This window comes from Psychrobacillus sp. NPDC093180 (assembly GCF_044754065.1).
Taxonomy (GTDB): Bacteria; Bacillota; Bacilli; order Bacillales_A; family Planococcaceae; genus Psychrobacillus.
Map to the genome: position 1 here is coordinate 99,353 of NZ_JBIVOJ010000013.1, position 13,179 is coordinate 112,531.

Sequence of the window (13,179 nt, forward strand, 5' to 3'; positions counted from 1 at the left end):
CTGCTCCTCCTTAAGCGTGATTGTCTTTTTTACCACGAACATAGTCCTTGTTGAATAAAAACAAACGTAACAACAAATAGAGTGACGGTATTAATAACGCAAGTCCAGCGATAAATGCAATGATGAGCGCAATCGCCATTGCTTCATTCGTAAAACTATCGTAAATCGTTAAGTACGGATACAGTAAATACGGACGATGGGCAAAACCGTAAGCAAAAAATGCAACGAAAAATTGACCAACTAACAGCCCAAAAGAAAGTCCATAGCTTCTTCTTTTCACTAAAAGCCAAACCGTTCCTAGAAACAATAAAAAGGATAATCCAAACGCCCACCAAATATCCATCATATTATTATAATGCGCTTGATTGTGTGTTCGCAGTTCTACCATAATCCCAGCCGCAGTTATGATTGTTGGCAATGCCCAAATGAGCGCATATTTTCGCATTAGTTTCGTTGCTTCTAAATCTCCTGCCCTATTTGCGTACCATGTTAAAAATACAGCAGAAATATAAAGTACGGCGGAAAGACTAAGCACAACGATTGCCCAGGTTAATGGACTCGTAAATAATGCATAATAATCGAGTGATGGAGAACCATCCACCATTTCGATGAAGCCGCCTTCAGAAATCGTTAGTACAATCGACAATGCTGCAGGTATAAACAGTCCTGCTAATCCGTACATAAACGAATAGCCCTTATGTCCTCTTGAACCGTAAGTCTCAAATGCATAATATGATCCGCGAATCGCAAGTAAAATGATTGCGATACTTGCCGGCACAAGTAGTGTCGTTCCATAATAAAATGCTGTCTTCGGAAAAAATCCAATGATCCCTACAAAGAAAAACACGAGAAATACATTCGTTACTTCCCAAACTGGCGATAAATAACGTTGAATCACATTCGTCAAAATATGTTGCCGTCCTGTAAGCAGACTATATGCATTAAAGAAACCTGCTCCAAAATCAATAGATGCTACAATCAAGTAACCAAACAAAAACGTCCAAAGCACCGTAACTCCTATAATCTCTAACGTCATGAGATGTCAGCCCCCTTTGTAGCATGACGATCTTCTAATTCTTGTTCCACTGGATTTCTTCTAAACATACGAGTAAGTACAACAACACTTCCAACTCCAAGCACTAAATAGAGCCCCGAGAACAAGATTAACATCGTATCCACATGTCCGCTTGTTGTAGCGGCATCTTCTACACGCATCAGACCTCTAAGGATCCACGGTTGTCTACCTACTTCCGCAAGCCACCAGCCTGCTTCAATTGCTAAAATAGACAATGGTCCGCCTAAAACGATCAACCATCGGAATAACTTCGAATGAACCATTTTCCATCGCATTTGTATACCTAACCAATAGACGAGTGAAAGTAACGTCATCCAAACACCAATCGTTACCATCAAATCGAACAAGTAATGAATATATAATGGTGGAATTTCATCTTCTGGGAACTGGTCCAATCCGATTACTTCAGCAGTAGGATTGAAGTGGGCAAGAATACTTAAAGCAAATGGAATTTTAATCGCATACTTCACTTCGCCGTTATCTAGTACACCGTATAATATAAGCGGTGCATTTTCTTCTGTTTCAAAATGCCATTCTGCAGCAGCGAGTTTTTCTGGTTGATACTCCGCCAAATACTTTCCGGAAAAGTCACCTATAATCGCAGCGGCAATGGAAAATACAAGCCCGACCTTCATCGTTAGAAAAAGTGCTTTCTTATGGTATATATGATTCGAGCCTTTCAATAATCGGAATGCGGCAATTGCAGCTAATACAAAAGCAGCTGTCATATATGCCGTTACAACAACATGAGCAACTTTTGTAGGCATTGCCGGATTAAACATCGCAAGTAAAGGATTGATGTTCACTAGCTCTCCATTTAGTACGTCAAAGCCCTGTGGAGCGTTCATAAATGCATTCACGATCGTTATAAATACAGCAGATGCGGATGCTCCAATGGCTACTGGTATCAGTAAAAGCAAATGCTTTTTCTGATTCTCAAAACGATCCCATGTGTACAAGTAAATACCGAGGAATATGGCTTCAAAAAAGAACGCAAACGTTTCTAGAAATAGTGGAAGCGCAATAACATTTCCAGCAAGCTCCATAAAATTCGGCCAAAGTAATGACAACTGCATTCCTATAGCAGTCCCAGTTACTACTCCAACCGCAACCGTTATTACGAAACCTCTAGCCCAGCGTCTGGCGAGTAATATATAGTGCTCATCATTCTTTTTAATCCCAACCCATTGAGCAATCATGATCATGAGGGGAACTCCAACACCAATGGTGGCGTAAATAATATGAAAAGATAAGGTCAACTCGGTTAACACTCGACTATAAAATACGGCTTCTTCATTTCCCATATGTTTCCCTCCTTAGCTACCGAAAATTCTACCTACAATTGATAGCGCCATGATGCCTGCAACAATAAAAGCGAGCCATATCAAATACTTTTCTTGTTTTTTATACATGCACAACACTCCCTTCGCTCTATTTTACCCCTAATTCAGACAGTTCTAACATCGTCTTTCGAAAAAAGCAGAAGTAAAAAAAACCAGCACTCTGTATGGAATGCTGGGTCTCAGTTTTAAGGTCTGTCTTGTTCACGAATTTCATCGATTGGTACAAAAACCTCAATATGTCGATATAAGTTTTGGAATGTAGCTGGAATGTTTCCTCCGTACTCACCATCTAAATTAAGCAATACTTTTTCATCAGATGTAACTTTTATTTGTTTCGCCTTTTTATAAATAACATGTGGATCCTCTAAATGATCTCCACGAATCGCAAGTGATGCTAAACGGATAAACTCAGCCATATTAACTTTTTTCAAAATTAATAAAGAAAATTGCCCATCATTCACACTGGAGTTTGGAGCAAGTTTTTCAAACCCACCAACGGAATTGGTGAGCCCTACTAAAAACATCATCACTTCATCTTCAAATACTTTATCGTCATATTCAATCCGAACTTTCGTCGCATTGATCGATGGAAGCATTTCTATACCCTTTAAATAATATGCCAATTGTCCAAGCACAGTTTTTAGTTTACTCGGCACTTCATACGTTAGTTCAGTAATACGTCCTCCACCAGCAATATTTATAAAGTATCGTTCATTATTCACAAGTCCTACATCTACAGGGATCGAATCACCCTTTACAATGATTTCCACTGCTTTTTGAATATCTCTTGGAATATGCAAGGCTCTGGCAAAATCATTCGTTGTCCCCATGGGAATAAGACCGATTTTTGGGCGTTTTTCAAATTCACTAACACCCGCTACCACTTCATTTAGTGTGCCATCTCCACCTGCTGCAATGATTAGGTCGAAATTATTTTCTACTGCTTTTTTAGCGGCGGAAGTTGCGTCTCCTTCTCCTGTAGTAGCATGACAAGATGTTTCATAACCTGCAATTTCTAAAGCTTCTAATACCTCGGGCAAGTTTTTCTTAAAAATTTCTCTCCCTGAAGTAGGATTATAAATGATTCGTGCACGTTTCATAATTTTTTCCTCTCTGCTTCACAATTCTTCCTAGTCATATAGACTTCTTTCCTGAAGAAAAGGTTTCATTGCATTACTAAAAGAGCCGACTTATGCCGGCCCCGCTCTTTAGTTAGTTTTCTTATTTTTGAAGTGCTTGCAACCAGTTATTACGTATGTCTTCATAAACTGCTAAGTGGAAATCTTTATTGTCTGTAAACTCTTTACTCATTTGAGCATAGAACGCTTTTTGTACTTCTTCAAATGTCGGATCTTCTTTTTCAGGGAACTTTGCTCTACCTTCCATAACAAATTGCTGCACTTTTTCGGCACGAGGCCCCCATTTAGAAATAACTTCACCTTCGCTATTTAACAATAAATAAACAGGAATAGAACGTCCACCATTTGTTAAATATTGATCCATCAACTCAAGGTTTTCATCGCGGTATACAGCGCGCACATCAAGGCTAGCTGCCTCTGCAATTCTACGCACTATTGCGTTATTCATCATTGCATCTCCACACCAGTCTTCTGTAATAGCCAGTACATGTGGTGCTTTTTCTTTTAATAATTCGATAAATTCATCATCCGCAGGCACTTCGAATTGTTCGTAAATGCTAAATGATTCTTCTTTTTTCGTTGTCATATCATCCATATATTGTGTAAGTGGTTTTGCATTTTCAAAGTATTGTTGTTCAGTAGGCATTCAAAATGACCCCCTCTTTACTTTAGTATACTTCGTTCTAATATCTTATTCAAATAAGTTGGCTAACAAGATATAGGGTAAGATTTTGTTATATAGATATAGTTCTTTATAATATTCTGTATTCTGCAATTCACCAAAGCCGATAGCTAATTCTAGTAACCATTTTCATAAGCCGAAATATAAAAAGATGACCCCGAAGAGTCATCTTTTTATTTATCTTTTCACGATTTCTTCGTTCAAGATTTTATTTACAAGCGGTGGGTTCGCTTGTCCTTTTGTTGCTTTCATAATTTGGCCAACTAAGAAGCCAATTGCACGGTCTTTCCCGTTTTTGAAGTCTTCAATAGATTGTGGATTTGCATCTAGTGTTGCGGTAACAATTTCACGAAGTGCACCTTCGTCAGAGATTTGTACTAAGCCTTTTGCTTTTACAACTTCTGCAGCATCTCCACCGTTATCTGCAAGCTCTTTGAATACTTTTTTCGCGATTTTTGAAGAAATCGTTCCATCGGAAATAAGTTTAATCATACCAGCAAGATTAGATGGTGTAAGTTGGATGTCTTTCAATTCTTTTTGATCCGCATTTAAGTATGCAGAAACTTCACCCATTAACCAGTTCGAAGCAAGCTTCACATCTGCTCCAAGAGCTATAGTTTCTTCAAAGAAATCGGACATTTCTTTTGTTAATGTCAATACCATTGCGTCATAAGCTGGAAGTCCAAGATCTTCGATGTAACGTTTTTTACGAGCATCTGGAAGTTCTGGGATTTCAGCACGCACACGCTCTAACCAAGCATCGTCAATAACGATGTCTACTAAATCCGGCTCTGGGAAGTAACGATAGTCATCTGTTCCTTCTTTGACACGCATCAGAATTGTTTTACCTGTTTTCTCATCGAAACGACGAGTCTCTTGTTCAATTATTCCACCAGAAGAAAGTACTTCTGCTTGGCGAATCTCTTCGTGTTCTAGACCTTTACGCACGAAGCTGAAAGAGTTCAAGTTTTTTAGCTCTGCTTTTGTACCAAATTCTTCTTGACCGTATGGACGTAAAGAAATATTCGCATCACAACGTAGTGATCCTTCTTCCATTTTACAGTCTGAAACCTCTGTATACTGGATTATAGATTTTAGTTTTTCAAGGTATGCATATGCTTCCTCAGGTGTGCGAATATCCGGCTCTGATACGATTTCTACTAATGGAGTACCTTGACGGTTAAAGTCTACTAGTGAATAACCATCCGCATGCGATAATTTACCTGCATCCTCTTCCATATGAAGACGAGTAATACCGATACGTTTTGTTTCTCCGTTTACTTCAATTTCAATCCAACCATTTTTACCAATTGGTTTATCAAATTGAGAGATTTGATATGCTTTCGGATTATCAGGATAGAAATAGTTTTTACGGTCGAACTTTGTATGTTGTTCAATTTCCATATTTAATGCTAGTGCTGCACGCATAGCAAAATCTACTACGTTCTTGTTTACGACAGGAAGTACACCAGGGTAACCAAGGTCAATTACTGTTGTATTTGTATTTGGTTCAGCGCCAAAGTGATTCGGTGCTGCTGAGAAGATTTTAGAGTTCGTTTTTAGCTCTACGTGTACTTCTAAACCAATAACTGTTTCAAAGTTCATATTATTTTACCTCCCAAATTTGAGGAGTTTGTTTATGGAAATCTGTCGCTTGCTCATAAGCATGAGCTACGCGATAAATCGTTGACTCGTCAAAATAATTACCGATAATTTGTAGTCCAAGAGGCATGCCATCTTCAAATCCACAAGGAATAGAAATCGCTGGTACTCCTGCTAAGTTAATCGGAATAGTTAAAATGTCGTTTGCATACATCGTTAATGGATCTTCTACAATTTCACCAATTTTAAATGCAGGTGTCGGTGCAGTTGGTCCAATAATAACATCATAATCAGCTAACACTTTATCATAATCTTCTTTGATCAGCGTACGAACTTGCTGTGCTTTTTTATAGTAAGCATCGTAAGTTCCTGCACTTAACGAATACGTTCCAAGCATAATACGACGTTTTACTTCGTTTCCAAATCCTTGTGCACGTGTTTCTTTATATAGATCCATTAAGTTTGTTACATTTTCTGCACGGAAACCATAACGAATACCATCAAAACGTGATAGGTTAGAAGAAGCTTCTGATGAAGAAAGGATATAGTATGTCGCTAAAGCGTATTTAGAATGTGGTAATGAAACCTCTTCCCAAGTTGCTCCAAGTGATTCTAACACTTTCAATGCTTCCATAACAGACGCACGAGCAGCTTCGCCAACTCCTTCTCCTAAATATTCTTTAGGAACAGCGATACGTAAGCCTTTAATATCACCAGTCAAAGCAGCTGCAAAGTTAGGTACCTCTACATTCGCTGAAGTAGAATCCATTGGATCCACTCCTGAAATTGCTTCTAATAATAAAGCATTGTCTTCTACGTTGCGTGTAATCGGACCAATTTGGTCTAAGGAAGAAGCAAATGCTACAAGACCTGAACGAGAAACACGACCGTATGTTGGCTTCATCCCAACAACTCCACAATACGCTGCTGGTTGGCGAATAGATCCACCAGTATCAGAACCTAGTGAGAATGGTACTTCTCCTGCTGCTACTGCTGCTGCAGATGCACCTGAAGAACCTCCTGGTACTCTATCTAAAGACCATGGATTTTTTGTCGTTTTGTATGCTGAGTTTTCATTAGAAGATCCCATCGCAAATTCATCCATGTTTAGTTTCCCAATTGTGACCATTCCTGCTGCACGTAACTTTTTCACAACTGTTGCATCATAGATTGGATTGAATCCTTCTAATATTTTACTTGCACAGGTTGTTTCTAATCCTTCTGTTACGATATTGTCTTTTACCCCGATTGGCAAACCAAATAATGGTCCGCGCTCTTCAAAAGGTACTTGATCTAATTCCGCAGCTGTTGCTGTTGCTTTTTCTTTGTTTAATGCTAAGAACGCTTCTACATCACCATCTAGTTTTTCTACACGGTCAAAAGCTTCTTTTGTCAAATCGGCAATCGAAACTTCTTTGCTATGTATAAGTTCTTGTAATTCTTTCGCCGAACGTTCGAATAACGTCATTAGTTTCCCTCCTTACAATGATTACTCCATAATAGCTGGTACTTTTACTTGACCTGCTTCTTGTTCTTTTACATTTAACATCATCGTTTCACGATCAAGCCCTTTAGTTGCTACATCTTCACGTAGAACATTTACTAAAGGTAGTACATGGGTAGTTGGTTCTACATTTGTTGTATCCAACTCTTTTAATTGTTCAGCAAACTCTGTAATCGCACCTAGTTGAAGCGCAAACTTTTCCGCTTCTTCCTCCGTAATTGCAAGACGTGCTAGATGTGCCACATGCTTCACTTCTTCTTTTGTTAATTCTGCCATTTTCCACACCTCCGAATTCAATAACCATAGGCAATATCATACCATTTTTCACTCTACTTGAACAGAGTGACACATATTTATCGAGTAATCTATTTACTGCGTGTATATATGCACAAATGGTTCTTCCTCACCAGGTTTTTTAATAAGTAATGCTTCTGCTCCATTCAACGAATTTACTTGCACTTCTACATTCATTGAAGTATTAAAATGATCCTTTACTAAGCCTGCGAGATGTTGTGTAAATCCAATTACCTCCGAAGTACCATAAAACTGAATAGGAATCGTAATCGTCCATTTTTGAAGCTGTTTGTCTTTAAAATAACCGGTTCCAATGACACCTGTATAATTGGAAAAATACGTTTCTACATCTTGTTTAAAGTTGCGGAATATAGTATCCAAATCACGATAATTTTCTTCTGAATTCGCCGTAGGGAATAACACATATTCTTCATCGTTTGGTTTCCAGTCAGATACGTTCTTTCCAGCAGGAGCCGTGCTATAGGTGAAGTATGTTCCAGGAACAACCGCATTTCTACTATTTTGTTTAAAAAGGCCGACTACAATCGGCACGTCTTGTAATCCGTCTATTTGACGCATGCGATTCACGACTTCTTCTGCAATCTTCTTCCCGTTTTCTTCGATTTGAGCTTGTGTTAATTGTTCTTCAAAAGTTGCTCCGTACGCTTCTTTTTGATAGTAATAAATCGAATTTAACGCAAGCCCTATAGAAATTCCCGCAAGCTTCACTGTATTCTCTTCTTTTATCAAATAGTTTTGCTCTACAATATGAGTTATATAAACGGGAGCTTTTTTTGCTTTCTCTTCTCCAGTAAGCCCTTCATCACTTGGATTTAAACCACCTTTTGACTTGTTACTTCTATCTAACCAGTCTCTTAAAGTGGTTGTGTCTAGATACTGCCCCTCTTGAAATAAATATTTATCGGGTGAGTATACATTTTGCGAAATGCGAAGAAGTCCTGTTTCTACCTCTTTCACATCATATTTTGTTGCCATATTCGAGACAACAAATCCTCTACTTGCACTCTCTTCGTAAGGCAAGATTGTACGGTAGTAAGTTTCATCTAGCTGTAAGCTTGGAATAATTACTGTTTTTTTAGCTTCTTCTTCCGTATTTTGAATAACTTCCGTCTTGGTGTCCGGAGAAGGAGTACATCCAGAAACGAGTAGTAAGAACACTAGCATCGTTATACCTATTATTTTTTTGTTCATATTTTGAACCCCTTTAATCCGCTAAATGATCTAATAGCGTTTGTTCATCCCAAATTTCAATACCGAGACTAGTCGCCTTTTCTAGCTTAGATCCAGCCTCTTCGCCTGCGATCACTAAATCTGTTTTTTTACTTACACTACCTGCGACTTTCCCACCAAGCGCTTCAATTTTTTCTTTCGCTTCTGGTCGAGTCAATTGCAGTAATTTACCTGTAAGTACAATTGTTTTGTTTGCAAATGGACTATCTCCTAATAGGGACATGTCTACAATTTTACCAGTGTACTGTAGGGCTAACCCTGCTACTTTTAATCGTACGATTAGTTGTTGTACTTCCTCTTGCTCAAAATAGGTAACTAGCGAGTCTGCCATTTTGTCACCTATTTCAAAGATTGCGGTTAGCTCTTCTCTTGTAGCCTTCATCAATGCATCAAAATTATGAAATGTCTCCGCTAGTATTTTGGCAGCTTTTTCACCGATATGGCGTATTCCAAGACCAAATAATACTCGTTCCATCGAGTTCGTTTTAGATGCCTCTATTGCAGCCACTAAGTTTGTAGCAGATTTTTGTCCCATTCGTTCTAATTGAACTAAATCTTCCACTGTCAATTTATATAAATCAGAAACGTCTTTGATCAGTTGCTCTCTAAATAACTGCTCCACCACTTTTTCGCCAAGTCCCTCAATATTCATCGCATTGCGAGATGCAAAATGGTAAATACCTTCTTGAATTTGTGCAGGACATTGTGGATTTACACAACGTAAAGCTACTTCTTCTTCAATTCGTATTAAGTCGCTATCACATACCGGGCAATGTGTAGGCATTTCATATGGTATTTCAGTCCCGTCTCTTTCTTCTAAAATGACCGATACTACTTCTGGGATAATGTCCCCTGCTTTTCGGATGATCACTCGGTCACCGATGCGGATATCTTTTTCCCGAATAAGATCTTCATTATGAAGTGTTGCTCGTTGAACGGTTGAGCCCGCAACGATCGCTGGCTCAAGAATCGCTGTAGGTGTTACTACTCCCGTACGTCCTACAGTTAAGTCAACGTCAAGAATGGTCGTTACTACTTCTTCTGCTGGAAACTTATACGCAATAGCAAAACGGGGACTTTTCGCCGTGAATCCTAGCTCTTCTTGCTGCGCATAGTCATCTACCTTAATGACAATACCATCGATTTCATAAGGGAGATCGTTTCTTTTTGCAGTCCATTCTTGAACAAATTCAAGCACTTCTTCGACTGAGTTACATTTTCTTGTTTCTTTATTTGTCGGCAAGCCTTGCTCTTTCATAAACTTCAGCGCTTCGGAATGTTGTTCTATATTTTGTTCAGCACCGTCTCCTCCTAGTCCATAGACAAACATAGACAGATTTCGGCTGGCTGCCATTTTAGGATCGAGCTGTCGCAAAGATCCTGCTGCCGCATTTCGAGGATTTGCTAACAATATCTCTCCTCGTTCCGCACGTTCTTCGTTTAGCTTCATAAACGAAGATTTCGGCATATAAGCCTCTCCTCGTGCCTCAAGCGTAACTGTATCTCTCAAACGAAGTGGAATGGAACGAATTGTTTTAATATTAGCTGTAATGTCCTCCCCGGTTGTACCATCCCCGCGAGTGGCTCCTCTTACTAAGCGTCCTTCTTCATAAAGGAGGGAAACAGCTAGACCATCAATTTTCAACTCACATACATACGTTGGTGTTTCATCGATAATACTTTGTATTCGTCGATCAAAATCGCGTAAATCGGCTTCGTTAAATGCATTAGAAAGACTGAGCATTGGGCTAGTATGCGTAACTTTTTGAAATCCTTCACTTACAACCGCTCCTACTCGTTGGGTTGGGGAATCCGGTAGTATTAAATTCGGATTTTGTTCCTCTAATGCGATGAGTTCGTGCAAATATTGATCGTACACCGCATCAGGTACTATTGGGTCATCTAAGACGTAATATGCATAACCATAGTCATATAAAAGCTTGTGAAGCTCTTTTACTCTTTCTTCTAATTTATCCATGGGCTTTCCTCCACTAAGTGAATTATCCTTTTTCGATTGGTGCAAATTTTGCTAGTAGTCGTTTAATACCTGTCGGACTTGGGAAGGCAATATCTAGCTCTGTATCTTCACCATTTCCTCTAACGCTAACAACCATACCTTCGCCCCATTTTTTATGCACCGCTTTATCTCCTACTTGCCAGCCCACTTTATCTCCGCCTGATTGTTTGTAAGCTGGACGAACAACAGCTGGTTTTTTAGTTTGTTGAACAGATCTAGTATTCGATGAGGACATTCGGTTGTTGTCACTTTTTCCACCAACAACCTCCATTATGTCATCGGAAATTTCACCTATAAAACGGGAAGGACTATTAAAACTACCTCGTCCAAAAATAGTACGAGACTGCGCACAGGAGATAAACAATCGTTCCTCTGCCCGCGTTATACCAACATAAGCGAGGCGCCTTTCTTCTTCCATTTCGTCATCATCCCCGATGGAACGAGAATGAGGGAAAATGTTTTCTTCCATTCCAATGATAAATACGACAGGAAACTCTAGACCCTTAGCCGCATGCATCGTCATCAAAATAATATTACCTTGTGATGTATCTTCTTCTTCATCGAGCTTGTCTATATCTGATATAAGCGCTAAATCCGTTAAAAATGCCACAAGTGATTTATCGTCACTTTTTTCTTCAAATGCCTTTGTAACAGATAAAAATTCTTCAATATTCTCTAAACGACTTTCCGCTTCAATCGTCTTCTCGTTTTTTAACATTGTTTTATAACCAGTTTTTTCAAGTACTTGCTCGACAATTTCAGTTACAGATAAAAACTCTTGCATTTGTGTCAGGTTTTGAATGAGACCATGGAATGAGACAACGGAGTTTACCGCTCTTGCCGGTAACCCCATAAAGTCGACTTCATGTAATGCATCCATAATAGAACGATCTTGTTCCAGTGCATACATCGCTATACGCTCAAAAGAGGTTGCGCCAATGTTTCTTTTTGGCTCATTAATAATACGAGCTAACGATAAATCATCATCGTTATTAGCAATTAATCGAAGATAAGCTAATAGGTCTTTAATCTCTTTACGATCATAGAACTTAGTGCCGCCGACGATTGTATAGGCCATATTCGATTTTACAAGCACTTCCTCCATCACACGAGATTGGGCATTTGTACGATATAGGACAGCAAAATCATTCAAGGTACGGTTTTCATTTTCCATCATTTCTTGAATAGATTGCACGACAAACTGCGCTTCTTGCTGTTCATTAAAGGCACGGAAGAGCTGGATTTTTTCTCCTTCAGTATTTTCTGTGCGGAGCACTTTAGGGTATCTGCTCGTGTTATTGCTAATGACGTCATTTGCAGCCTGTAAGATGCGCTGAGAAGAACGATAATTTTGTTCTAACATGATCATCATTGCATTCGGATAGTCTTTTTCAAATGATAAAATGTTTTGAATATCCGCACCGCGCCAGCGATAAATCGATTGGTCAGAGTCACCAACGACACAAATATTCTTAAACTTACTCGCAAGCATTTGCACTAATTCATACTGGGATTTATTGGTATCTTGGTATTCATCCACGTGAATATATTGGAATTTGTTTTGGTAGAACTCTAACACTTCCGGTACTCTTTTAAACAGTGTTACAGTTGTCATGATCAAATCATCGAAATCGAGGGATTGGTTCTTTCTTAAACGCTTTTCATATCCTGTATAAACTTCTGCAACTGTTTTTTCAAATGGGTTCATCTCGTTCATCTGTGCTCTATACGTATCTGCATCTATGCAAATATTTTTTGCACTACTAATCGCATTTAGCATAGAACGTGGATCGTATTTTTTCGGATCGATATTTTGTTCTTTTAAAATATTTTTAATAACCGTTAACTGATCAGTCGTATCAAGTATCGAAAAGTTTTTTGAATACCCTATACGGTCGATATCTCTTCTGAGTATTCGAACACACATCGAGTGGAATGTGGATACCCACATACGCTCGCCCGTTCCAGCTCCTAAAATACCGTCGATACGTTCACGCATTTCGCGAGCTGCTTTATTGGTAAATGTAATGGCTAGTATTTTCGAGGGGTAGACTTCTTTTTCCACGATTAAATAGGCAATTCGATGGGTTAAGACGCGTGTTTTTCCAGAACCTGCTCCCGCCATAATAAGTAGAGGGCCTTCTGTTGTTTTAACGGCTTTTTCTTGCTCTTTATTCATACCGTTTAATAGGTTTTTTCCTATGAGTTCCATCATGCACTCCCTTTCAAGAACATTTGTTCTAATTATATAGTTCATCTCTTTTATATTCAA

10 protein-coding genes are annotated in these 13,179 nt (G+C 38.9%); all 10 read right to left on the reverse strand.

The annotated features are described in order from the left end of the window. Positions 1-10 precede the first annotated feature (10 nt). Positions 11-1,036: a cytochrome d ubiquinol oxidase subunit II gene (locus ACIP9W_RS18325; protein WP_400792327.1), complete on the reverse strand. Its 1,026-nt coding sequence runs from the start codon at positions 1,034-1,036 to the stop codon at positions 11-13. Then, on the reverse strand, positions 1,033-2,379 hold the full coding sequence (locus tag ACIP9W_RS18330; protein ID WP_400792330.1) for a cytochrome ubiquinol oxidase subunit I: 1,347 nt from the start codon (positions 2,377-2,379) through the stop codon (positions 1,033-1,035). The genes ACIP9W_RS18325 and ACIP9W_RS18330 overlap by 4 nt, the downstream gene beginning before the upstream one ends. 224 nt (positions 2,380-2,603) lie before the next feature. Further along, positions 2,604-3,518 (reverse strand): diacylglycerol kinase, encoded by a 915-nt coding sequence (locus ACIP9W_RS18335; RefSeq protein WP_142540318.1) that lies wholly within the window; start codon positions 3,516-3,518, stop codon positions 2,604-2,606. A 121-nt stretch (positions 3,519-3,639) separates the two neighbouring features. Beyond that, the gene (locus tag ACIP9W_RS18340) at positions 3,640-4,203 is read right to left on the reverse strand and encodes a thioredoxin family protein (protein ID WP_282242288.1); all 564 of its coding nucleotides are present in this window, start codon (positions 4,201-4,203) and stop codon (positions 3,640-3,642) included. Positions 4,204-4,416: 213 nt separating this feature from the next. Next, positions 4,417-5,844, reverse strand: coding sequence for an Asp-tRNA(Asn)/Glu-tRNA(Gln) amidotransferase subunit GatB (gene gatB, locus ACIP9W_RS18345; protein ID WP_400792335.1), 1,428 nt, complete (start codon positions 5,842-5,844; stop codon positions 4,417-4,419). A gap of 1 nt (position 5,845) precedes the next feature. After that, entirely contained in the window at positions 5,846-7,309 is a 1,464-nt protein-coding gene (gene gatA / locus ACIP9W_RS18350; RefSeq protein ID WP_400792338.1) for an Asp-tRNA(Asn)/Glu-tRNA(Gln) amidotransferase subunit GatA, read from the reverse strand. A gap of 21 nt (positions 7,310-7,330) precedes the next feature. Next, positions 7,331-7,621 (reverse strand): Asp-tRNA(Asn)/Glu-tRNA(Gln) amidotransferase subunit GatC, encoded by a 291-nt coding sequence (gene gatC / locus ACIP9W_RS18355; RefSeq protein ID WP_282242285.1) that lies wholly within the window; start codon positions 7,619-7,621, stop codon positions 7,331-7,333. 93 nt (positions 7,622-7,714) lie between these two features. Continuing rightward, the gene (locus ACIP9W_RS18360; protein WP_400792342.1) at positions 7,715-8,851 is read right to left on the reverse strand and encodes a CamS family sex pheromone protein; all 1,137 of its coding nucleotides are present in this window, start codon (positions 8,849-8,851) and stop codon (positions 7,715-7,717) included. A gap of 13 nt (positions 8,852-8,864) precedes the next feature. Further along, positions 8,865-10,868: an NAD-dependent DNA ligase LigA gene (ligA, locus tag ACIP9W_RS18365; RefSeq protein WP_400792345.1), complete on the reverse strand. Its 2,004-nt coding sequence runs from the start codon at positions 10,866-10,868 to the stop codon at positions 8,865-8,867. Between the two features lie 22 nt (positions 10,869-10,890). Then, positions 10,891-13,119, reverse strand: coding sequence for a DNA helicase PcrA (gene pcrA, locus ACIP9W_RS18370; RefSeq protein WP_400792404.1), 2,229 nt, complete (start codon positions 13,117-13,119; stop codon positions 10,891-10,893). Positions 13,120-13,179 lie beyond the last annotated feature (60 nt).

What these genes read in the sequence shown, in the direction of transcription:
- ACIP9W_RS18340 (WP_282242288.1), bottom strand. Translation starts at nt 4,203, where the DNA reads ATGCCTACTGAACAACAATACTTTGAAAATGCAAAACCACTTACACAA.
- ligA (WP_400792345.1), bottom strand. Translation starts at nt 10,868, where the DNA reads ATGGATAAATTAGAAGAAAGAGTAAAAGAGCTTCACAAGCTTTTATAT.
- ACIP9W_RS18360 (WP_400792342.1), bottom strand. Translation starts at nt 8,851, where the DNA reads ATGAACAAAAAAATAATAGGTATAACGATGCTAGTGTTCTTACTACTC.
- ACIP9W_RS18330 (WP_400792330.1), bottom strand. Translation starts at nt 2,379, where the DNA reads ATGGGAAATGAAGAAGCCGTATTTTATAGTCGAGTGTTAACCGAGTTG.
- gatB (WP_400792335.1), bottom strand. Translation starts at nt 5,844, where the DNA reads ATGAACTTTGAAACAGTTATTGGTTTAGAAGTACACGTAGAGCTAAAA.
- gatA (WP_400792338.1), bottom strand. Translation starts at nt 7,309, where the DNA reads ATGACGTTATTCGAACGTTCGGCGAAAGAATTACAAGAACTTATACAT.
- pcrA (WP_400792404.1), bottom strand. Translation starts at nt 13,119, where the DNA reads ATGGAACTCATAGGAAAAAACCTATTAAACGGTATGAATAAAGAGCAA.
- ACIP9W_RS18325 (WP_400792327.1), bottom strand. Translation starts at nt 1,036, where the DNA reads ATGACGTTAGAGATTATAGGAGTTACGGTGCTTTGGACGTTTTTGTTT.
- ACIP9W_RS18335 (WP_142540318.1), bottom strand. Translation starts at nt 3,518, where the DNA reads ATGAAACGTGCACGAATCATTTATAATCCTACTTCAGGGAGAGAAATT.
- gatC (WP_282242285.1), bottom strand. Translation starts at nt 7,621, where the DNA reads ATGGCAGAATTAACAAAAGAAGAAGTGAAGCATGTGGCACATCTAGCA.